Raw genomic sequence first — 21,970 nt, 5'->3', positions numbered from 1 at the left:
AATGTTATAGAAACACAATACTAGTTTCTTTCCATTTGTAAAGTAAAAGTATTTTAATGGTATTTTAAAACAAAGTAAGTCTAGATTCATGAATTTCGATATATTTAATGCATTACAGGTTGTGTATGAGGTTTATAATTAAGTTATTTGAATCAATACTTATAACTCAATAAATTAAAACAAAATGAAAAACATTAAAAAAACTTTAGATTTTACAAAAATGGAAATAATAGATTTAAGTCTATTAACTAAAATTAATGGTGGTGCTGGAAATGGAGATACTAATGGAGATACTAATGGGGATACTGATGGTGACTTAACTAGTTTTATGTCAACTAGAGATTGCCAAGTAGGTGGATAGGTATCATTAAAGTAAACCAATAATCTTCACAAATAAAAGTTTTATATTAAACCATGAACAGACACTTAATTATTTTATTATCGTTCTTTAGTTTATTTCATTGTAAAAAAAGTACTCAATTCGAATATAGGAAGATAAAAATAAGTGAATCAATTCCTAGAATTGATAATGTTGAAAGTGATTCTAATTGGTTATACAAAGATATCATTGACGACTCTATTCCTGGTTTAAGTTTTTTTAAGGCAAAGAACACAATATTAAAAAACAAAAAGGCAGAAGAAGTTATAGTTGCTGTTATTGATAGTAAATTTGACATTAACCATGAGGCTTTAAAAGGTTTTATTTGGGAAAACCCAAATGAAACCTTAAACTATAAAGACGATGATGGTAATGGGTTTGTTGATGATATTTATGGCTGGAATTTTATTGGTAATGCAGAAAGCGAAAATGTAATTTATGCAAATTATGAATATGTACGTTTAATTCGTTATTACGAAGGGCGTTTTAATGATATATCTATAGACGATATAAATACCACTGACACTACTGCTTTCAATATTTTTTTAAAAGCTAAAAACAAATTAAGTTCTGAACTTGTTGTTGCAAAAAAACGATTAGAATATTCTAATAAGCTAAGAAAAAAATATTTTGATGCTAAAAAAGCTTTACACTCTTATTTTCCTGACTTTAAATATACTTATGATGTTTTAAATAAAATTGACACTACAAGATATAAAGGTTTAGCTCCTCATGTAAAGGAAATAGCAGAGGTTATTAAATGGAAAGAAACGGACGAAATGATAGTTTCTGTCAATAGTTTTTATAAAAATAAGTTAAATAAATTATTAAATATTGATTTTAACGAACGAACATTGGTTGGAGACAATCCTTATGATTTAAATGACAGTATTTATGGTAATAATAATATTCATAGCCTTGTAAAACGATTTGATCATGGCACTCGAGTTTCTAGTATAATTGCAGATTTATTTAAAAATGATAATAAACAAGTTAAATTATTACCTATTTCTACTTCTCCAACTGGAAACTACCACGATAAGGATTTAGCTCTTGCTATTCGTTACGCTGTAAACAATGGTTCTAAAGTTATAAATATGAGTTTTGAGAAACACTTTTCGATTCATAATGAATGGGTTTTAGATGCGATTAAATATGCAGAAAAGAAAAATGTATTAATAGTTAAAGCTTCTGGAAATAGTAATTTAAATTTAGTGCATGATAATGATGGTTATCCTAGAGATTATATAGATAACGGAGAAGAAATCGTTGACAACTTTTTATTAGTTAGCGCTTCGTCTTATCAAGCTAATGAAAATTTAAAAGTAGGTTTTTCAAACTATGGTAAAAAAATTGTAGATGTTTTTGCTCCTGGTCAGGACTTACAAACCGCTATTCCATACAACAAATACCGCTCAGATGGTGGCACCTCACTATCTGCTGCAGTTACTTCAGGTTTAGCAGCCTTAATCTTCTCTTACTATCCAAACCTTACTGCTTCACAAGTAAAACATATTATTATGGATTCTGGAGTGGAATATACGTTTCCTGTAAAGACACCAACCAAAGAAGATAAAAATAAAATGACTCCTTTTAATGAGTTGTCTAAATCTGGTAAAATTGTAAATGCTTATAATGCCTTAATTATGGCAGATAGCGTATCAAAATCTAACAAAAGAAAACGTGATTAAAACTCATCCTTCATTTTACAAGTACCTATTTATATTAATTCCGTTTTGTTTTTTTCAATGCAAAAAAAGCGAGCAATACAAGCCTATCATAATTAAAGTATCCAAACCATTTGTCATTCAAGACAGTTTAATAGATAAAACAACATGGCAAAATAAAGATATCTTAGATGATAGCATTCCTGGTATTAGCTTAATTAAAGCATATAATACTATTTTAAAAAATAAAAAAAGCGATGAGGTTATTGTAGCTGTAATTGATCAAGTTGTCGATATTAATCACAAGGATTTAAAACAAAATATCTGGATAAATACTAATGAAATTCCAAATAATAATATAGACGATGATGAAAACGGTTATATAGACGATATAAATGGTTGGGACTTTTTAGGTAATAAAGATGGTGTTGATAATAAATATATGCACACTATGATTACGTAAGAATGGTAAAAGCTTATGATAGTGTATTTATAGATAAAGAGATGAATGACATTGCTTTAAAAGACTCTTTAAATTTTATTAAGTATAACTATTCAAAATCCAAGTTAAGTCGAAAAATTAAATCTGTTCCTGAAGAAATAGAATATGCAAATAATGTTTCTAAATGGAAAAACGAAGCTAAAGAACCAATTATTAAATATTTTAACTATAGTAATGATATTAAATTCTCAACAGAAGTATTAGATAACCTTAAAACTCTGCACCCAAAAGACTCAGTTTTAAATAAAAATATTCGAATTCTATCTGGGTTTATTGCCAATGGGTATACTGATGAATACCTAGAATCACTAAAAAAAAATGCTGCCGAATTATTACAGAAACAACTTAATATCGAATATAATGAGCGAGAATTTTTAGGAGACAATCCTAATGATATTAACGATATTAACTATGGTTACGGTAAGGTAAACAATAACGTTGATATATACTCACATGGTACCATTGTAACTGGTGTAATACTTAAAGGCACTCCTGAAATTAAAATTATGCCATTAAATATAATAGGACATGGATCTTCTTATGATAAAGATATTGCAATTGCAATACGTTATGCAGTTGATAATGGTGCAAAAGTAATTAATATGAGTTTTGGTAAAATGAATTCGCTTCATAAAGAATGGGTAGATGATGCTATAAAATATGCTGAAAAAAATAATGTTATTATTATTTCCGCTGCTGGTAATTATTGTAAAAACACGGATAGTTTAATAGATTTTTTATACCCTGACGATAGAGATTCAAATGAGAATGAATTTGCCTCTAATTTCATGAAAGTAGGAGGTTCTACACGCTTCCCAAATGAAAACTTAAAATATAATTACAGTAATTATGGAGCGATGAATGTTGATGTTTTTGCTCCAGCAGAAGAAATCTATACAACTTTTCCAGATAATAGTTATAGATTCGATACTGGTACATCATTAGCTTCAGCTGTAACCTCTAAAGTTGCTGCATTGTTATTTTCATATTATCCAAACCTAACAGCTACTGAAGTAAAACAAATCATTATGGATAGTGGTATAGAATATACTTTTCCTGTAAAAATGCCCACAAAAGAGAACAAGAATAGCACTTTACCTTTTAATAAATTATCGAAATCTGGTAAAATTGTAAATGCTTACAATGCATTAATTATGGCAGATAGTATCTCGAAAAGGAACAAGAGAAAACAGGATTAAAGCTCCATTTTTTATAGCATTACACAAGAATTTGACACTTTAACATAAAACCAGATTTTTGATTAATTTATTTTGATTAATATTGTATTGATAATAATATTTTTTAAAATGAAAAAAACGCTTCTTTTTAGCCTTTCGGCTTCACTTTTTTTAATGAGTTGTAACTCAACTAAAAGTGTTTCGACTACTTCTACACCAATGAGTACTTCTCAAAGTACTGCGTCAAGTAATTCTTCATCTCAAAAATCTACCTATTGGCAACAACATGTAGATTACAAAATGGAGATAGATATGGATGTTAATAATTACCAATATCAAGGAAAACAAAAGCTAGTTTATACTAATAATTCTCCAGACGTATTAGACAAGGTTTTTTATCATTTGTACTTTAATGCATTTCAACCAGGAAGCGAAATGGATGCTAGATTACAATCTATTGAAGATCCAGATGGTAGAATGGTAACCGAAGTTAATGGTAAAAAACAGAGTAGGATTAGTACATTAAAGCCTAACGAAATTGGTTACATAAACGTAACCTCTTTAAAACAAAATGGAGGAAGTGTAAAACACATTACTGCTGGAACTGTTTTAGAGGTAACTTTAAACAAAGCTATACAACCTGGAGAAAGTGTTACTTTCGATATGGTTTTTGATGCTCAAGTGCCTGTACAAATTCGTCGTTCTGGGAGAAATAATAAAGAAGGTGTTGCATTATCGATGACACAATGGTATCCTAAACTATCTGAATACGATTTTGAAGGATGGCATGCTTATCCATACATTGGAAGAGAGTTTCATGGTGTTTGGGGAGATTTTGATTTAAAATTAACAATCGATAAAAATTATGTTGTTGGTGGTACAGGTTATCTTCAACCAAATCCCGAAATAAAAGGAAACAAAAAAACGCTTCATTTTAAAGCGCCAAACGTTCACGATTTTACTTGGGCTGCAGATCCAGATTATATTCACGATACTACGCAAGTGCCTAATGGACCAATGCTTCATTTTTATTATAAAAAAGATTTATCTGCAGAGAGTTTAGAAAACTGGAAAAACCTTCAGCCTAAAACGGTTGAAATGATGCAATATTTTAGCGAAAATATTGGTAAATACCCTTACGATCAATACTCGGTTATTCAAGGTGGTGATGGAGGTATGGAGTATGCTATGTGTACTTTAATTACTGGAAAACGTAAATTTGGTAGTTTAGTGGGTGTTACTGCTCACGAATTAGCACATAGTTGGTTCCAGTTCTTATTAGCTACTAACGAAGGTAAACACGAGTGGATGGACGAAGGTTTCACCAGTTATATTAGTGACCATGCAATGGACTTAATTAATAAAAAAAATGCAGATAATCCTGCTGCAAGTGCCTATAGAGGTTATAACTTTTTAGCAAAATCTGGTAAGGAAGAACCACAAACAACGCATGCAGATCGCTATGAGAGTAATAGAGCATATGGTATAACGGCATATAATAAAGGCTCTGTGTTTTTAACTCAGTTAGGCTATGTTATAGGTGAGGATAATTTAAAGAAAACCTTAAAACAATATTTTAAAGATTGGTCTTTTAAACATCCAACACCTAACGACTTTATTCGTGTTGCCGAAAAAGTATCTGGCTTAGAATTAGAATGGTATTTAACAGACTGGACCATGACTACTAACACTATAGATTATAGTGTAAAAAGTATAGATGGTAATACTGTAACTTTAGAGCGCATAGGTGAAATGCCAATGCCTATAGATCTTGAAATTACTTATACTGATGGCTCTACCGAAAGCATATACATTCCACTACAAATGATGCGTGGTGAAAAACCAACAACTGCTACTACTATTACAGATTGGGCTTGGGCTCACCTAACTTACTCTTTTACAGCTAAAAAAGCAGTAAAAAGTGTAGAAATAGATGCTAAAAATTTAATGGCAGATATTGATAAAACAAATAATAAAAAGTAATTGTTTTACTACTTAAAACAAAAAAACCTCATCTTAAAAGATGAGGTTTTTCTATTCTATTCTATTTTATTTCGTTTAAAGCACTTTTAATATGTCTGAAGGATCTGCACGTAGTTTATAATCTTCTTGAAGAAAATGATATTTAATTTTTCCGTTAGAATCTAAAACATAAGTTGCAGCTATTGGTAATTCTGAATTTGAATTGCCTTGACTGTTTTCTAAATTAATTCCAAACTTATTATATAAAGCAATTAAACTATCTGGTAGTTTATAAACTAAATTTAAGTCTCTAGAAAAGTTATTATCCTTATCTGTAAGTACTTCAAAACTTAATTCGTTTTTTTCTTGAGTAGTTAAAGAATTATCTGGGCTTTCTGGACTTATAGCAATAAGTTGCGCTCCTTTTTCCTTGATTTGAGGTAAAACACTCTGTAAAGCTTTTAATTCTATATTACAATAAGGGCACCAACCTCCACGATAAAAAGCTACAACTAAGTCGCCTTGATCTAATAATTTAGTAGAATTTATAACGTTACCTTTTGCATTTGGTAAATTAAAACTTGGAAAAATATCTCCTGTTTTTAATGCTTCAGCAGTTAATTTAGAGTCTTCTAAATTTTCTATAGCTTTTTGCATTACAGCTTTTACTTCTTCGGGAAATTTTGCTGCAGATTGGTCTGCGTGTTCTTTTAATAAATTAGTTAACGACATTTTTTTGTTTTTTTATTAAGTCATATATATTAATGAAACATTACGAAGTAATTTAAACTTTTAACATTTAAGCGAAAATTAGTGGTTTTTTAATCATTTAAAAACTTTTTTAAGCTGCATAGCATCGTTACCGAAGTAAAAAAGACAAAAATTGGACGAAAAAGCATAATTTTTTAGCGAATGGAAAAAGTCTAAATCACTTCTAAACAAAAGCTATTAAATAAAAAACAAAGTCACGCTTTTAGATTTTTTTATTTCAACAGCATTGCTACCTTTGAAAAAACAATGAAACTAACATACAACAAACACGAAAAACTAAAAAGCCAAAAAACCATCGAGCAATTATTTCTCGAGGGAAAATCGGTTTCGGCATATCCTTTGCGGTTAGTTTATTTAAAACACAACAATTCTCGAAAAGTGGGTGTTTCGGTTAGTAAACGAAATTTTAAGCGCGCTGTGGACAGAATTCGTATAAAACGCTTACTTCGTGAAGCTTACAGATTAAATAAAACCATGTTAATTAATAATGAAGTTAACGATTATGCGTTAATGATTTTATATATTGGTAAAGATATGCCAGATTTTAAATTTATAAACACAAAAACAAAGACTTTATTAACAAAATTTACAGACGCTATTTCTAAAAGTTAAACTATGAAAAACATACTTAAAAAAAGAGTGCTTATACCTGTTTTAGCGCTTACCATATTACTTACAGGCTCTGCTTTTAAGACCTATAATAACGATTTCTTCGAAATTGCTAAGCAAATTGAAATATTCACGACACTTTTTAAAGAGTTGAATATGAATTATGTAGATGAAACAAATCCTGGTGATTTAATGGATAATGCTATTAAAAATATGCTAAACGAACTCGATCCATATACTAAGTTTTATAACGAGCAAGATGTAGAAGCTGCAAGAATAAAAAGAACAGGAGATTATACTGGAGTTGGCGCACAAGTAAGGATTTTAAAAGACAAATTAGTAATTATAGAACCTTATAAAGATTATCCTGCAGATAAAGCAGGTTTAAAAGCTGGAGACGAAATTATTAAAATTGATGGTCAACTTGTTGCAGATTATAAAGATGATGCTGGAAACCTACTTAAAGGTGTTCCAAACTCCTCTGCCCAAATTACATACGTAAGACAAGGCAAAACAGCAAATACAACTGTAAAACGAAGTGAAATTGAAATAGATGCTGTACCTCACTTTTCTATGGTTGATGAGACTACAGGTTACATTGTACTTAAAAAATTTAATGCAAAAGCGTCTCAGCAAACAGGTTATGCTTTAAAAGATTTAAAGGCACAAGGCGCAACAAGTATTATTATAGACTTGCGTGGAAATCCTGGTGGCTTATTAAACGAAGCCGTTAACATTGTTAACTTATTTGTCCCAAAAAACCAGTTAGTAGTAACTACAAAATCTAAAGTAAAAAAATATAACAGAACTTATTATACAAAAAGAGATCCTATTGATACCGAAATCCCAGTAGTGGTATTAATAAATGGTAGTAGTGCCTCTGCAAGTGAAATTGTTTCAGGAACATTACAAGATTTAGATAGAGCTGTTGTTGTTGGTTCTAGAAGCTTTGGTAAAGGCTTAGTGCAGCGTCCTAAAAAATTAACTTATGGCACGCAATTAAAAGTTACTATCTCTAGATATTATACACCTTCTGGTCGTTGTATTCAGGCTTTAGATTACTGGAATAAAGATGATAAAGGAAATGCAGTACGCGTTAAACAAAAAGATTACAACGTTTTTAAAACCAAAAACGGAAGAAAAGTGTTTGATGGTGGAGGTGTTTTTCCAGATGAAGCTTTAGAATATTCTAAAAACTCTGCTATTACAAAAGCTATTTTAAGTAACCAAAGTGTTTTCGATTATGCTACAAAATACTATTACAGCCATACCAATATTGATGATATTAATAATTGGGCATTAAAAGATTCAGATTTTCAAGACTTTAAAAGTTTTTTAAAAGATTCGGATTTTTCTTTTGAAACAGATACCGAAAAGTCTCTTAAAAAAGCCTTAGAAGTTGCTAAGACTGAAAATTTAGACGACGATATTCAACGCGATTATAATACTTTAATTAAAAATTTAAACAATTCTAAATTAAAGGCTGTCGACGATAATAAATCACAACTTATGAGCTTGCTTAGTGACGAAATTATAAAACGTTACGTTTACAGAGAAGGTTTATACGATTACTATAAACTTAATAACGAAGAAATTAAACAGGCTACACAAATATTAGCAAACCCAACAAAATACAATCGTTATTTAAACTAGTTTAATTCAATTTATAAACACATTAAAAGTATTTTAAAATCCTATTTATTAAAATGAAATATTTAATTACCATACTATTATTTGTAACTCAACTTGGGTTTTCTCAAAACCAGTTTACACATGATGTTTATTTTGATACAGACAAATATATTGTGCCATTAACCGAAGAAAATAGATTGCTGCTTTTTATATCTAAATTAGATACTATTCCAGTAGAAAAAGTTTCAATATATGGTTTTACAGACGATAGAGGCTCTAATGAATACAATTTAGAACTCTCCCAAAATCGTGCAAATGCTATAAAAAAAATGTTTGCTGGTTATGGAATTGATCCTGATTTAATCACCAATGTTAATGGAAAAGGTGAAATACTTTTAAAAGTTTTAAACGAAGAGGAAGTGCACCAAATTAGAGGATTAAATCGTAAAGTAGAAATAATAGTTAATAGAAAAATAGAAAAAAAACCAATTGAAAACACTATTAGTAGTAGTGAAGAAGATATTATAATAGATGAAGGACCAAGAGAAAAAACAACAGACGACATTAAAAAAGGCACCATAAAAAAAGGTGATAAAATACGTTTAGATAAAATATATTTTAAAACAAGTTATAGTTATGTAACCTCAGATTCTAAAAAAACGTTAGAAGAGCTAGCTAAAATAATGCTTAGTAATAAAAATGTTTATTTTACTATTCAAGGTCACGTGTGTTGTACACAAAATAGTCGTGATGCCGTAGATAAAAAAACTAGAAAACGTAATTTATCTGTTGCAAGAGCTAAATATATTTACGATTATTTAGAAAGAAAAGGTGTAGATAAAAAACGAATGAAATATATTGGTTTACGAAGAAAATTTCCGCTTGGTGGTGAACCTGAATTCGATAGAAGAGTAGAAATTTTAGTTACCTATGTTGGTAAAACTTAATAATGTTAATTTATTTTATAAGTAATTAATTTTTAGTGCTTTTTTTACTTATGGATCATTCTTATATGTGGAATTCCATCTTCTAGATACTCCTCTCCTATTTCAAAAAAATTAAGATTATTATAAAAACGTTTTAAATAACATTGAGCAGATATTTTTATATCTGCAGTTTTATAATATACTGCTATTGCTTTTATAGAAGCTTCCATTATAGAGTAACCATATTTATGTTCTCTTTCTTTTTCTGCAACCACTACTCTACCAATACTAGATAAATCGAAATAATCTCCTGGTTTAAATAGGCGAGTATAAGCAACTATTTTATTCTTTTTAAAACCAATTACATGTAGTGCTTTTTCATCTTTACCATCCACATCTTGATATACACAATCTTGTTCTACAACAAAAACCTCACTTCTTAACTGAAGTAAATTATACAACTCTTGCGTTGTTAATTCTTGAAATGTTTTTACTTTAATGTCTAGCATTACTTAAAACTGTAGTTATTAACACGGTATTTTATCGACACGGTTTTGGTGTCTTCCACCTTCAAATTTTGTTTCTAAAAAAGCATCAACCATAGCAATGGCTTGCTTTTCTGCTGTGTATCGTGCAGGAATACACATAACGTTGGCGTTATTATGTTGTCTGGTTAATGCTGTAATCTCTTTAGTCCAACAAATACCTGCTCTTATGTTTTGGTGTTTATTAGCTGTCATAGCTACACCATTTGCACTTCCACAAACAAGAATACCAAAATCTACTGTATTGTTTACAACATCCAAAGCTACAGGATGTACAAAATCTGGATAATCAACGCTTTCGTTAGCATCTGTTCCATGATTAATTACTGTAATTCCCTTTGCTTCTAAATGCTTAACTATTGCAAATTTATAGTCTGTACCTGCATGATCGTTTCCTATAGAGATTTTCATTAAAAAAGTTTTTTTCGTTTCCATAAAAGTGGAAACCTTATTATTTACTTCAAAGTTAATAATTGCTTGCAACTATTAATAAGTAATACATAGGAACTTATTCAAAAATTATAGTTTTATAAATTAAACATAAAAAGAGTGTTTAAAACTGTTGTTAATAAGTGTATACTTTTATAATGACTACTTGTTAATATCTAATCACGGTTTTTTAAAACTTTTATTAGGTTTATCCGGTTAATTTTTCAAACCAAAACCTAAAGTTAACCACCAAAAAAGTTAACCTCTTTTTTTTGGTAAGTTATAAGACAAAAATGAGCACATACAAACACAAAAAATAAAATTACTTATTAAAAATCAGCTGTTAACTTAGGTTATAAACAGTTGTTAATAGTATAAGTAATAACCTTTAAAACCAATACTTTAAATTGTTTATAAGGTGTTAATAGAAAGAGAAAAGTAACCTACACAATTAAAAACTAATAAAGTTATACCGCTATTCACAAGCAATAATAATCACCATTTTTTTTAAAAATTTTAAAGAAATAATAATAGTATATATTATAAATGTGAATAAGTGTTTACTTTAACTTAACACTATATAAATATTGATTTAATATTAAAAACGTAGCTTTGCATATACTTAATAACCAATCTTCTCTTTTTATTAAGTTTAAAATAATAGATGTCATTGCGTGCTAAGCGTGGCAATCTCTATAAAAAATGAGATTCTTCGCTGTACTCTGAATGACACAATATGATTACAAATTAAATGACAAAAAAGAAACACAGGAAACCTTCACATAACAAGATTTCCAACCTTACAAATACAATTCTAAGTATTTTAAAAAAAGACAGAAACAAAACATTCAACTATAAACAAATTGCAGCTATACTAGACGTTAACGATGCTAGTAGTCGCAATCAGATTATAAAAAAATTAGCTGAACTTAAAGCGAAAGAAGAAATAAAAGAAATCGATCGTGGCAAGTTTCAAATAATAAACAATACAGAATACCATACTGGTATTTTTGATGCTGCCCAACGTGGTAACGGTTATGTTATTTGCGATGCTTTTGAAGACGATATTTATATAGCTTCAAACAACGTAAATAAAGCATTAAATGGTGACGAAGTAGAATTATATATTTACAAACGTAGAAAACGCGGTAAATTAGAAGGTGAAATAACCAATATAATTAAACGTGCAAAGACGGAATATGTTGGGATTATTCAAGTTCACAAAGGAAAAAACTTTGCTTTTGTAGTAGTTGATGGTAACAAAATGAAAACAGACATTTTTGTACCAATTAATAAAACTATGAAAGCCGAAGATGGTGACAAAGTATTAGTTACTATGGAAGAATGGCCAGAAAAGTCCGATTCTCCAAACGGAAAAGTTATTAAAGTACTTGGTAAAGCTGGTGAACACAATACAGAAATCCATGCTATTTTAGCAGACTATGGTTTGCCTTATGAATTCCCAAAAGAGGTTGAAGACTTCGCAAATAATATAGACTTAAATATTAAGCCAGAAGAAATAGCAAAACGTCGCGATATGCGTAAAGATTTAACCTTTACAATAGATCCAAAAGATGCTAAAGATTTTGATGATGCCTTATCATTTACTGTTTTAGAAAACGGTAATTACGAAATAGGAATTCATATTGCAGATGTATCGCATTACTTACAAGAAGGAACCGTTTTAGACGATGAAGCTTATGAGCGTGCAACCTCTGTTTATTTAGTAGACAGAGTAGTACCAATGCTTCCAGAAATACTAAGTAATGGAGCTTGTTCTTTAAGACCACATGAAGAAAAATATACGTTTTCTGCTGTTTTTGAATTAAATAATAAAGCTGAAATTTTAAACGAATGGTTTGGTAGAACTGTAACTTACAGTGATGCACGTTTTGCATACGAAGAAGCACAAGCAATAATAGAAAATAAAAATAATACTATTCCTACCGAAGTTTCTTTAACAGGAAAAGAATACAAAGCAGACCAGAAAGTAGCAGATGCTGTTTTAAAAATGGATGAACTTGCAAAAATCATGCGTGCTAAACGTATGCAATCTGGAGCAATTAGTTTTGATAAAGTAGAAGTGAAATTCGATTTAGACGAAGCTTCAAATCCAGTAGGTGTATTTTTTAAAACAAGTAAAGATGCTAATAAGCTTATTGAAGAATTTATGCTGTTAGCAAACCGAAAGGTTTCAGAATTTATAGGAAAGCAAAAACCTGAGAAAACATTTGTTTACAGAGTACACGATGAGCCAAACGAAGAGAAATTAATGGCTTTACAAGGCGTTGTTTCAAAGTTTGGACACAAGCTTAATTTTAATAGTAAACAAGGTATAGCATCATCTTTAAATAAGTTACTAAGCGATGTACAAGGCAAAAAAGAACAGAACTTAGTAGATACTTTAGCAATACGTACAATGTCTAAGGCAGAGTATACAACCAAAAATATTGGTCATTATGGTTTAGCTTTCGAATATTACAGTCACTTTACCTCTCCTATTCGTCGTTATCCAGATGTTATGGCACATCGTTTATTACAACGTTATTTAGATGGCGAAAAAACAGCAAATGCAGACATTTATCAAGAACGTTGCAAGCATTCTAGTAACATGGAATATTTAGCAACTAAAGCCGAAAGAGATTCTACTAAATACATGCAAATTCGTTTTATGCAAGATCATCAAGACGAAGAATTTAAAGGTGTTATTTCTGGAGCTACTGAATGGGGAATTTACATAGAAATTATTTCTAATAAATGTGAAGGAATGGTGAGAACTCGAGATATTAAAGGTGATTATTACGAATTTGATAAAGAACAATTTGCATTAATTGGACAGAAAACAAAAACAATGTATCAACTTGGTGATGAAGTTATTGTAAAGGTTAAAAATGCCGATTTAGTAAAACGTCACTTAGATTTCGAATTAATAGGAAAAGCTGAAGCTTAATATCATTACGTAGCACGAAATAATCTCATAAATTTATAAAACAAACTATGGTTTTAACAACAACAAATTCTATTGAAGGCTTTAGAATAATTGAATATAAAGGTATTGTAACAGGATTAGCAATGAACGATAAAACATTATCTGTTGGATTTAGTATGTCTAAATATTACGCCAAAGTAAAAGAAAGTATTGCTGCAGTTAAAGAAGAAGCCTTTCAAGATTTAGCAGAAAATGCAAAAAAATTAAGTGCAAACGCAGTTGTTGGTATTAAAGTAGAAATAGAAATGTCTGCAAGTAATTATGCTATGGTTTCAATTACAGGCACAGCAGTTAGTGTTGCTACAGATAAATAATAATAAATTTAATAAACAATGTAAAGCTTCAGGAAACTGAAGCTTTTTTTATTTTAATTTGTAATATTATATAAATTTAATCAACTAATAAAAACCAAAATAAATTATAATACTAACTACAACAAATTCAATAGAAGGTTTTAAAATAATAGAGTATAAAGGACTAGTTACTGGTTTAGCATTCAATAAAAAAAGTCTTGGTTCTGGTTTTAGTGTAAAAAAATATAAAAAAAACCTTGAAGATAGTATTTACGCAGTTAAAGAAGAAGCTTTTCAAAAACTTCAAGAAAACGCTTTAAAACTTAATGCTAATGCTGTTCTTGGTATTAAATTAGATGTTATGTATACCACAACTAATTCATCTTTAATAACAGTAATTGGAACAGCAGTTAATGTAGTAATTAATGAATAAAAAAATAATTTAAACTATTCTTACAAAGTTATAACAGGAAGCGTTGCAACAGATAAATAATTTTTAATAAACTGTAACAAACATAAAAAAGAACACTCTTTAGTTAGAACAAAAAGATTAAACACCATGAAACATTTACTATCAACACTTTTTTTATTTGTAACAATAAGTACTTTTTCGCAAAACCCTAAAGAACTAAATGTACAAGATTTTACAACTGTAAAAGTCTTCGATTTAATTCATATAAGTTTGGTAAAATCTGATGAAAACAAAGTTGTTATTTCTGGAGAAGATGTTGATGATGTTGAAATAGTTTCTAAAAACGATATATTAAAAGTACGTATGAAATTAGAGCGTGGTTTTGATGGAACAAAAACATTTGTTGCTGTACATTATAAAAATTTAGAAGTTATAGATGGAAATGAAGGTGCTAAAATTGTTGGCAACGAATTAATTGAGCAAGATAAAATTGAGCTTCGTGCACAAGAAGGCGCTGTTTTAAAAATAGGTTTAGACGTTAGAAAACTTGAGGTGAAAGCTGTTTCTGGTGGAGTTATTGAAACAAAAGGAAAAGCAAAATCTCAAGATATTACAATAAATACTGGAGGCGTTTACCAAGGAAGAGAGTTTATAACAGATAATACTAAAGTTAAAATTAGTGCTGGAGGAGAAGCAGATATTAATGCAACAGAAACAGTAGATGCTAGAACTAATGCTGGAGGAGATATTTATATCTATGGAAAACCTAAAAATGTAAAGAAAAAGAAGACTTTTGGAGGTAGAATAGAGACAAGAAAAGAAAGATAAAAACAGCTATTAAATAACTTAAAGTTTCAGAGAAATCTGAAACTTTTTTGTTTTTGTAATTAATTTAAACATACTAAAAACGGTTAATCCTTTATTTTAATTACATAAATTTCTTTACTTTGTAATAAACTATTACTTTTTATATGATTGAAGATATTCAGGCAGCAATTCCACTAGGCTTTTTCTTAGCTTTCATGATTGGTCCTGTGTTTTTTGTACTTCTAGAAACCAGTGTAATTAAAGGTTTTAGAGCTGCTTTAGCTTTCGATTTAGGTGTTATTGTAGCAGATATTTTATTTATTGCAATTGCTTACTTTTCTAGTTTTCAGCTTTTAGAAAATTTAAGTAATCAACCAGGATTATATGTGTTTGGTGGTACTATTTTAGCTATATATGGTTTTATTATTTACTTTAAAAAACAAAAAGAAGAAGTTATTGATACTTCACAAATAGTTGCGCCTAAAACAAATTATTTCTCGTTATTTATAAAAGGATTTTTTCTTAACTTTATTAACATTGGTGTATTAGTTTTCTGGCTTGGAATAATTATAGTTGTAGGACCTAGTTTAGAAAACGATACTAATAGATTTATAATCTTTTTTGGCACAATGATTACTGCTTATTTTGTTACAGATATTTTTAAAATATTATTAGCAAAACAACTTAAAAACAAACTAACACCAAAAGCTATAATTAAAGTTAAACGGTTTTTAGGACTTATTTTAGTAATCTGTGGAACTGTACTTATTATTAAAGGTTTTTTACCAAAAGACAAATTAAACCCTAAAGAAATCTTCGAAAAAATTGAAGAACAAACCCACTAAAAAAACCTTTTTATAATGCAATCTCAAGAGCAAATAAGACTTAATTATTGCAATAAATGCATTAATAAAAAGGAAGATTCTCGTTTTGGAACACTCTGCGGATTAACAGACCAAAAACCAAATTTTAAATACACTTGTAAAGATTTTATTAAAGGAAATCCAATAGCTAATTTTCAAGGCAATAGTAAACCAAAAAGACAGGAACAGCCTACTTACAAACAACCAAGAAAACAAGAAACAACAACAAGTAAAAGCCCATTCTGGATTGGTGGTTCTATCCTGTTTACAGTAATTGTTATTGGTTTAAAAATAGCACGTTCGGTTTCTAGGTTCGATAATAATAGTAGTAATAATCAAACAGAATACAATAACGATTACTTAAGAGATCTACAAAAAGCACAACAAAATAGAAATAAAGTAAGTGCTATAAACTATTTAAGCCCTAAAAACAGACAAGCGACATTTAATAGAAAAATGAAAACTGATACTGTAATAGTTATTAACCCAAGAGTTAATTTAATGCTTCCTAAAGGTTTTAGATTATCAATAAGTGAAACAGATAGCGAGTTACCAATTAAAGCAACCTCTAGAGGATATTATTTTATTTGTAACAAACTAACCAAAAACAAAAACCAAAAGCAATTAGAACAGTGGGAAGCTTATAGAACCCAATTAATTAAACAATATCCAAATAGCGAATTAGTAGTTAGAAAACCACTAACTGTAAATACTACCACAAACGATATTGATAGAATAGACTTTGAAATTAAAAACGTAGCACAAACTATAATTGGTACTGCAAGAATTGTAGATTATAAAAATGAACGCTACTTTTTTCAATTAGTTTCAGATGCCTCGAATGCAGATCATACCATTACTAATAGGTATTTAAGGTATTATGTTAAGGTGAAATAACTTTTTATACTTCTCTAAAATTTAATAATAAATAGTCTTAAGTTAAAGTTGAAAGATTCTTTGAGTTGTCGAGCAGGTTCAAACCGCTGCAAAACATTACTATAAATTTTCTTAAAATTTAAAACATAAAAAAACCCTCAACATAAGTTGAAGGTTTTCTTGAGGTGTCGAGCGGATTCGAACCGCTGTAGATGGTGTTGCAGACCACTGCCTAGCCACTCGGCCACGACACCTTATTAAGAGGCAAATATAAAAATAATTACCTTTTAACGCTATATACTTTAGCTTTTTCTTTTTTCGGTTAACTCGATAGTAACCATTTCAACATCACCACCAATTGGAGGATTTATTTTACTAACAGCAACCGTTGCAACTGTAACTAGTTTACCTTCAGTAAAAACACGCCTTAAAATACGTTTTGCAACATGCTCTAAAAGTGCGCTTGGTATTGCCATTTCTTCAACAACAATTTTATTTAAAAGCACATAATCTACAGTGTCGCTTAATGCATCAGAAGTTGCACTTTTCTCTAAATCGGCTTTTACTTTTAAATCTACACGATAATCACTTCCTATAGCTGTTTCTTCTTTTAAACAACCATGATTTGCAAAAACGCGTATATTTTCAACTTTAATTATTCCCATTTTTTATATTTTAAAAGGCAAATGTACTTAAAAAAGAGGCTTTAAATAATTATAAATGACTTCCAATTTGTATGAGAATAAAATTAACTAATTTTACAATCTATTTTAAGTTGATTAAATAGCGCGCAATCAATAGAAATAAAGAATAAATTTATGTCAGCAGAAACAAAATCACTCAATTTTTTAGAGCATATTATAGAAGAAGATTTAGCAAACGGATTATCGAAAGATAAGTTGCGTTTTCGTTTTCCACCAGAGCCAAACGGTTATTTACACATTGGTCATACTAAGGCTATTGGTATTAGTTTTGGTTTAGGCGAAAAATATAACGCACCAGTAAACTTGCGCTTTGATGATACAAATCCTGCAAAAGAAGAGCAGGAATATGTAGATGCAATAAAGGAAGATGTATCTTGGTTAGGCTATAAATGGGCTGAGGAAAGATACTCATCAGACTATTTTCAAGAACTTTACGATTGGGCTATTTTACTAATAAAAGATGGTAAAGCCTATATAGATTCTCAGTCTAGTAAAACCATGGCAGAGCAAAAAGGAACACCAACACAACCAGGAGTAGATGGACCTTATAGAAATAGAACTATCGATGAGAATTTAGAATTATTCGCTAAAATGAAAGCAGGAGAATGTAATGAAGGCGAACATATTCTACGTGCTAAAATAGACATGCAACATGTAAACATGTTAATGCGAGATCCTTTAATGTATCGCGTATTAAAAAAGCACCACCATCGCACAGGAAACGATTGGTGTATATATCCAATGTACGACTGGACGCATGGTGAAAGTGATTACATAGAGCAAATATCTCACTCACTCTGTTCGCTTGAATTTAAGCCACATAGAGAGCTCTACGACTGGTTTAAGGAACAAGTGCATGGTTTTGCTAAGAACAAGTATCCTATGCAACCAAAACAACGTGAATTTGCACGTTTAAACCTTAGTTACACAATTATGAGCAAGCGTAAGCTGCTTAAATTAGTAGAAGAAGGTTTGGTTTCTGGCTGGAACGATCCAAGAATGCCAACTATTTCTGGTTTACGTCGTCGTGGTTATACACCACAATCTATTAGAAAATTTGTAGAAACTGTAGGTGTTGCAAAGCGCGAAAATATTATTGATGTTTCTCTTTTAGAATTCTGTATTCGTGAAGATTTAAACAAAAAAGCCCATAGAGTTATGGCTGTTTTAAATCCTATTAAATTAGTAATTACTAATTATCCAGAAGGTAAAGAAGAATGGCTAGAAGCAGAAAATAGCCAAGAAGATGAAAGCGCAGGTTTTAGAAAAGTGCCATTTTCTAGAGAATTATACGTAGAAAAAGAAGATTTTAAGGAAGAAGCTGGTTCTAAGTTTTTCCGTTTAAGACTAGGTGGAGAAGTAAGACTTAAAAATGCTTACATCATTAAAGCAGAAAGTGTTGTAAAAGACGCTCAAGGTAATGTAACCGAAATTCATTGTACATATTCTACAGATACCGAAAAGAAGGTAAAAGGCACCTTACATTGGGTATCAATAAAGCACGCTATTAAAGCTGAAGTTCGTGATTACGATAGATTATTTACAGACGAAGCTCCAGATAGTCATGCAGATAAAGATTTTATGGAATTTATTAACTCAAAGTCTTTAAAAACCATTGAAGCTTTTGTAGAACCAAGTTTAGCTGATGCTAAAATAGGCGACCAGTTTCAGTTTCAACGTTTAGGTTATTTTAATGTAGATGACGATTCTACTTCTAAAAATTTAGTGTTTAATAAAACGGTTGGGTTAAGAGATTCTTGGGCAAAAGTGAAGCCAAAAGAAAACACTAATAATCAGCAAGGTAATAATCAAAAGCAACCACAACAAAATAAGCGCTCTGCAATAGATCAAATAAAGTCTTACGGTAAAAAGTATGATCGTATGCAAGACGATCAGCGAGAAAAAGCTAAAGCAGAAATTATAGAACTTGCAAAGAGTATAGCTTATGAGGATTTAGAACCACTTTTTGGAACAGCAGTTAAAAAAGCAGGAACACGAATTATTACAATGATAAGTTTAGGCGTTTTATTAGACAACGGTTTAGATAAAAACGAAGCCATAAACAATTTTATTACTAAAGCTTTAGAAGATAAAAACGAATTATTGGTAGTAGAAGCTAATGCACTATTATAACTAATTTAATCTATATTTTTTTACAAATTTAAAGCAGAATGCTGCGCATACAAACTGCCTGTTCAAATTTTGAGGATAGTAACTATTTAGTTTTATATTGTATCAAAATTAGTTAATATAAAATTTTATGGATGAGTTTTTTTTAGTTTTAGTATTGATTCTAGTACTGGTTTTATTAGTTGTTTTACTTAATAAAACAAACGGCAACTTCAAGACTTTAAAAAATAATAACAAGGTCTTAAACGACAATATTAAAATATTAAATAAGAAGCTCGATAGTCTCACAAAAACAGTATCACAAGGCGTAGACGTGAAAACGGTTTCTATTATTAAAGCTGAAACAGAAAAAGAAGCAGCTCTAATACCAATACCAGAAGTTCAAATTATTAAAGAACCTGTTTCTAAACCAATTGAAGCCGCTATTATAGAAAAACCTTTTGTAAAAGCACAAGAGCAAGTTGTTGAAACAAAAGCAGCAGATACCGTTAGAGCCTATACTTTAGAACAAAGAGCAGCAGAACAAAAAACAGTTGGAAAAGAAACTATTAATAAACCTGCAAGTAAACCGTTTTGGGAACGATTTAAAGAAAAAAATCCAGATTTAGAAAAGTTTATAGGTGAGAACTTAATTAATAAAATAGGAATATTAATACTTGTTTTAGGTATTAGTTATTTTGTTAAATATGCTATTGATAAAGACTGGATAAACGAACCAGCTCGAGTTGGAATTGGTGTTTTATGTGGTTCTTTAGTAATGTTAATTGCTAATAAATTACGAAAAAAATATGCTGCATTCAGTTCTGTTTTAGTCGCAGGAGCCGTTGCTATTTTCTATTTTACTATTGCTATAGCGTTTCACGAATACAAGCTTTTTAGTCAAGAAGTAGCCTTTACTATTATGGTTATTATTACCATTTTTAGTTGTCTAGTCTCTTTATCTTACAATAGAATAGAACTTGCTGTTCTATCACTTATCGGTGGTTTTGCAGTGCCTTTTATGGTAAGCACAGGTTCTGGTAACTATGTTGTACTCTTTACTTATATCATTATCTTAAATGTTGGAATTACGCTTTTAGCATTCTATAAAAAATGGAATTTAGTAAATACGCTTGCGTTTATTTTTACTATAATTTTATTTGGAGGTTGGTTTGCTATTGATAGTACAAAAGAAGCGCCGCATTATTTAGGAGCATTACTATTTGCCTTTGCGTTTTATCTCATATTTGTAGTTACAAATATTATTAACAATTTAAGAACTAAAGCAGTTTTTACTAAAACGCAATTAGCTATTTTATTTGCAGCAACAGTTTTCTTTTTTACTGTAGGTATGGTAACACTTAATGGTTATCGCCCAGAATTAAAAGGTTTATTTACTGCAGGATTATCAATACTTAATTTGTTTTTTGCTTGGTTTTTATATAAAAAGTTTAAACTTGATAAAGTTGCAGTTTATATGCTAATAGGCCTAACGTTAACGTTTATTACGTTGGCAATTCCTATTCAGTTTAAAGGTAATTATATTACATTATTTTGGGCTGCAGAAGCTGTTTTATTAATGTGGTTAGCTAAAAAATCTAGTATTAATAGTTATCGTTTTGCTTCAATAATTGTACACGCTTTAGCCTTTTTAAGCCTTTTTATAGATTGGGCTCAAAAGTATAATGACGAAGCTATTTTAAATATTGTAATAAACCCAATTTTTGGAACAGGTCTATTTGTTGTTGCCTCTTTATTTGCAGCTTATTATCTACTTAAAAAAGAAACACTTCGCTTTCCTTTCTGGCAGTTTACATTTGACTCGGCTAAGTACCGAAAGGTTATTTTTATTAGTGGTATTGTGCTATTATATATTGTAGGAATTATAGAATCGACTTTTCAATGTGTTTATTATATAGAAAATTGGAGCTCTGCATTAGCAATACCTGCAGTTTACCATTTACTATATACAACAGTTGTTGCTTTTGTTTTATTCCGAAGAAAAAAACAGTACAACCTAGAAATTGCAAATATAATAGCATGCGCAAATATTGTTCTTTTTGCCTTTCTATTTTTAGGCTTGGTTTCTGAAGAAAATAGAGATTATGTTTACGCAACAAGCACCTCTCAAATAGCATTTTATTTACATTACATTATGTTAGCTTTAGTCTTACTTTTAGGTGTTTTAATATACCGCTCAAATAAAAATAAAGCTGTTTTTAAAATATTTAATAATAAGATATTTATATGGATTGCTGCTTTTTTACTAATTTTTATAGCGAGTAAGGAGGTTTTAATTCATGGTTTAAAATTATTA

The 21,970-nt window shown here is 29.7% G+C and carries 20 protein-coding genes and 1 tRNA gene; 16 read left to right on the top strand and 5 right to left on the bottom strand.

Translation table 11 applies throughout. The features are described 5' to 3' along the window. Positions 1-184 precede the first annotated feature (184 nt). The 5 genes from Q0C58_RS11140 (at position 185) to Q0C58_RS11120 (ending at position 5,709) form a co-directional block, all read left to right on the top strand. Complete coding sequence (locus Q0C58_RS11140; RefSeq protein ID WP_290701468.1) at positions 185-361, top strand: hypothetical protein; 177 nt, start codon at positions 185-187, stop codon at positions 359-361. Positions 362-414: 53 nt separating this feature from the next. Then, complete coding sequence (locus Q0C58_RS11135; RefSeq protein ID WP_290701465.1) at positions 415-2,070, top strand: S8 family serine peptidase; 1,656 nt, start codon at positions 415-417, stop codon at positions 2,068-2,070. Then, complete coding sequence (locus Q0C58_RS11130; RefSeq protein WP_290701462.1) at positions 2,063-2,509, top strand: S8 family serine peptidase; 447 nt, start codon at positions 2,063-2,065, stop codon at positions 2,507-2,509. The genes Q0C58_RS11135 and Q0C58_RS11130 overlap by 8 nt, the downstream gene beginning before the upstream one ends. 2 nt (positions 2,510-2,511) lie before the next feature. Further along, complete coding sequence (locus tag Q0C58_RS11125) at positions 2,512-3,747, top strand: S8 family serine peptidase (RefSeq protein WP_290701459.1); 1,236 nt, start codon at positions 2,512-2,514, stop codon at positions 3,745-3,747. 108 nt (positions 3,748-3,855) lie between these two features. Continuing rightward, positions 3,856-5,709 (top strand): M1 family metallopeptidase, encoded by a 1,854-nt coding sequence (locus Q0C58_RS11120; protein ID WP_290701456.1) that lies wholly within the window; start codon positions 3,856-3,858, stop codon positions 5,707-5,709. Positions 5,710-5,784: 75 nt separating this feature from the next. On the opposite strand, the gene Q0C58_RS11115 is transcribed toward Q0C58_RS11120, so the two are convergent. Continuing rightward, positions 5,785-6,420 carry a peroxiredoxin-like family protein gene (locus Q0C58_RS11115; protein WP_290701454.1) on the bottom strand — a complete coding sequence of 212 codons (636 nt, stop codon included), beginning with the start codon at positions 6,418-6,420 and terminating at the stop codon, positions 5,785-5,787. Between the two features lie 285 nt (positions 6,421-6,705). Here Q0C58_RS11115 and rnpA point away from each other — a divergent pair, with 285 nt between their 5' ends. The 3 genes from rnpA to Q0C58_RS11100 are packed head-to-tail and all read left to right on the top strand — an operon-like array spanning position 6,706 to position 9,647. Next, complete coding sequence (gene rnpA, locus Q0C58_RS11110) at positions 6,706-7,071, top strand: ribonuclease P protein component (RefSeq protein WP_290701452.1); 366 nt, start codon at positions 6,706-6,708, stop codon at positions 7,069-7,071. Positions 7,072-7,074: 3 nt separating this feature from the next. After that, positions 7,075-8,721 carry a S41 family peptidase gene (locus Q0C58_RS11105; RefSeq protein ID WP_290701449.1) on the top strand — a complete coding sequence of 549 codons (1,647 nt, stop codon included), beginning with the start codon at positions 7,075-7,077 and terminating at the stop codon, positions 8,719-8,721. Between the two features lie 53 nt (positions 8,722-8,774). Beyond that, positions 8,775-9,647, top strand: a complete 873-nt coding sequence (locus tag Q0C58_RS11100; RefSeq protein ID WP_290701447.1) for an OmpA family protein — start codon at positions 8,775-8,777, stop codon at positions 9,645-9,647. A 44-nt stretch (positions 9,648-9,691) separates the two neighbouring features. Here Q0C58_RS11100 and Q0C58_RS11095 read toward each other — a convergent pair whose 3' ends face one another. Both Q0C58_RS11095 and rpiB read right to left on the bottom strand, forming a co-directional pair. Further along, positions 9,692-10,135, bottom strand: a complete 444-nt coding sequence (locus tag Q0C58_RS11095; RefSeq protein WP_290701445.1) for a GNAT family N-acetyltransferase — start codon at positions 10,133-10,135, stop codon at positions 9,692-9,694. An 18-nt stretch (positions 10,136-10,153) separates the two neighbouring features. Continuing rightward, the gene (gene rpiB / locus Q0C58_RS11090) at positions 10,154-10,582 is read right to left on the bottom strand and encodes a ribose 5-phosphate isomerase B (protein ID WP_290701442.1); all 429 of its coding nucleotides are present in this window, start codon (positions 10,580-10,582) and stop codon (positions 10,154-10,156) included. A 769-nt stretch (positions 10,583-11,351) separates the two neighbouring features. On the opposite strand from rpiB, the gene rnr reads away from it, so the two are divergent. The 6 genes from rnr to Q0C58_RS11060 all read left to right on the top strand — a co-directional run bounded on the left by rnr (position 11,352) and on the right by Q0C58_RS11060 (position 16,861). After that, a complete protein-coding gene (gene rnr / locus Q0C58_RS11085) occupies positions 11,352-13,550 on the top strand; it encodes a ribonuclease R (RefSeq protein WP_290701439.1) in 2,199 nt (732 codons plus the stop codon). Positions 13,551-13,597: 47 nt separating this feature from the next. Then, positions 13,598-13,903 (top strand): heavy metal-binding domain-containing protein, encoded by a 306-nt coding sequence (locus Q0C58_RS11080; RefSeq protein WP_290701436.1) that lies wholly within the window; start codon positions 13,598-13,600, stop codon positions 13,901-13,903. A 103-nt stretch (positions 13,904-14,006) separates the two neighbouring features. Then, positions 14,007-14,315 (top strand): heavy metal-binding domain-containing protein, encoded by a 309-nt coding sequence (locus Q0C58_RS11075; RefSeq protein WP_366841684.1) that lies wholly within the window; start codon positions 14,007-14,009, stop codon positions 14,313-14,315. Between the two features lie 126 nt (positions 14,316-14,441). Then, positions 14,442-15,122: a head GIN domain-containing protein gene (locus tag Q0C58_RS11070; RefSeq protein WP_290701434.1), complete on the top strand. Its 681-nt coding sequence runs from the start codon at positions 14,442-14,444 to the stop codon at positions 15,120-15,122. A 143-nt stretch (positions 15,123-15,265) separates the two neighbouring features. Then, positions 15,266-15,946: a LysE family transporter gene (locus Q0C58_RS11065; protein ID WP_290701431.1), complete on the top strand. Its 681-nt coding sequence runs from the start codon at positions 15,266-15,268 to the stop codon at positions 15,944-15,946. A 15-nt stretch (positions 15,947-15,961) separates the two neighbouring features. Next, positions 15,962-16,861, top strand: a complete 900-nt coding sequence (locus Q0C58_RS11060; protein WP_290701428.1) for a hypothetical protein — start codon at positions 15,962-15,964, stop codon at positions 16,859-16,861. 162 nt (positions 16,862-17,023) lie between these two features. On the opposite strand, the gene Q0C58_RS11055 is transcribed toward Q0C58_RS11060, so the two are convergent. Both Q0C58_RS11055 and folB read right to left on the bottom strand, forming a co-directional pair. After that, a tRNA-Cys gene (locus Q0C58_RS11055) sits at positions 17,024-17,094 on the bottom strand. 48 nt (positions 17,095-17,142) lie between these two features. Continuing rightward, a complete protein-coding gene (gene folB / locus Q0C58_RS11050) occupies positions 17,143-17,505 on the bottom strand; it encodes a dihydroneopterin aldolase (RefSeq protein ID WP_290701425.1) in 363 nt (120 codons plus the stop codon). 153 nt (positions 17,506-17,658) lie between these two features. Here folB and Q0C58_RS11045 point away from each other — a divergent pair, with 153 nt between their 5' ends. Both Q0C58_RS11045 and Q0C58_RS11040 read left to right on the top strand, forming a co-directional pair. Then, positions 17,659-19,677: a glutamine--tRNA ligase/YqeY domain fusion protein gene (locus Q0C58_RS11045; RefSeq protein ID WP_290701422.1), complete on the top strand. Its 2,019-nt coding sequence runs from the start codon at positions 17,659-17,661 to the stop codon at positions 19,675-19,677. A gap of 127 nt (positions 19,678-19,804) precedes the next feature. Continuing rightward, positions 19,805-21,970 (top strand): DUF2339 domain-containing protein (locus Q0C58_RS11040; RefSeq protein WP_290701419.1); only part of this gene is annotated, 2,166 nt, incomplete at its 3' end.

It is taken from the genome of Lacinutrix sp., assembly GCF_023299985.1.
Lineage (GTDB): Bacteria > Bacteroidota > Bacteroidia > Flavobacteriales > Flavobacteriaceae > Lacinutrix.
This window is presented reverse-complemented; position numbering and strand designations above follow the sequence as displayed.

Excerpts from the sequence above, each read along its gene's own strand:
- Q0C58_RS11065 (WP_290701431.1), top strand. The coding sequence starts at position 15,266 with ATGATTGAAGATATTCAGGCAGCAATTCCACTAGGCTTTTTCTTAGCT.
- rnr (WP_290701439.1), top strand. The coding sequence starts at position 11,352 with ATGACAAAAAAGAAACACAGGAAACCTTCACATAACAAGATTTCCAAC.
- Q0C58_RS11115 (WP_290701454.1), bottom strand. The coding sequence starts at position 6,420 with ATGTCGTTAACTAATTTATTAAAAGAACACGCAGACCAATCTGCAGCA.
- Q0C58_RS11125 (WP_290701459.1), top strand. The coding sequence starts at position 2,512 with ATGGTAAAAGCTTATGATAGTGTATTTATAGATAAAGAGATGAATGAC.
- Q0C58_RS11140 (WP_290701468.1), top strand. The coding sequence starts at position 185 with ATGAAAAACATTAAAAAAACTTTAGATTTTACAAAAATGGAAATAATA.
- rnpA (WP_290701452.1), top strand. The coding sequence starts at position 6,706 with ATGAAACTAACATACAACAAACACGAAAAACTAAAAAGCCAAAAAACC.
- Q0C58_RS11095 (WP_290701445.1), bottom strand. The coding sequence starts at position 10,135 with ATGCTAGACATTAAAGTAAAAACATTTCAAGAATTAACAACGCAAGAG.
- Q0C58_RS11070 (WP_290701434.1), top strand. The coding sequence starts at position 14,442 with ATGAAACATTTACTATCAACACTTTTTTTATTTGTAACAATAAGTACT.
- Q0C58_RS11080 (WP_290701436.1), top strand. The coding sequence starts at position 13,598 with ATGGTTTTAACAACAACAAATTCTATTGAAGGCTTTAGAATAATTGAA.
- rpiB (WP_290701442.1), bottom strand. The coding sequence starts at position 10,582 with ATGAAAATCTCTATAGGAAACGATCATGCAGGTACAGACTATAAATTT.
- folB (WP_290701425.1), bottom strand. The coding sequence starts at position 17,505 with ATGGGAATAATTAAAGTTGAAAATATACGCGTTTTTGCAAATCATGGT.
- Q0C58_RS11105 (WP_290701449.1), top strand. The coding sequence starts at position 7,075 with ATGAAAAACATACTTAAAAAAAGAGTGCTTATACCTGTTTTAGCGCTT.
- Q0C58_RS11045 (WP_290701422.1), top strand. The coding sequence starts at position 17,659 with ATGTCAGCAGAAACAAAATCACTCAATTTTTTAGAGCATATTATAGAA.
- Q0C58_RS11060 (WP_290701428.1), top strand. The coding sequence starts at position 15,962 with ATGCAATCTCAAGAGCAAATAAGACTTAATTATTGCAATAAATGCATT.
- Q0C58_RS11100 (WP_290701447.1), top strand. The coding sequence starts at position 8,775 with ATGAAATATTTAATTACCATACTATTATTTGTAACTCAACTTGGGTTT.
- Q0C58_RS11120 (WP_290701456.1), top strand. The coding sequence starts at position 3,856 with ATGAAAAAAACGCTTCTTTTTAGCCTTTCGGCTTCACTTTTTTTAATG.
- Q0C58_RS11135 (WP_290701465.1), top strand. The coding sequence starts at position 415 with ATGAACAGACACTTAATTATTTTATTATCGTTCTTTAGTTTATTTCAT.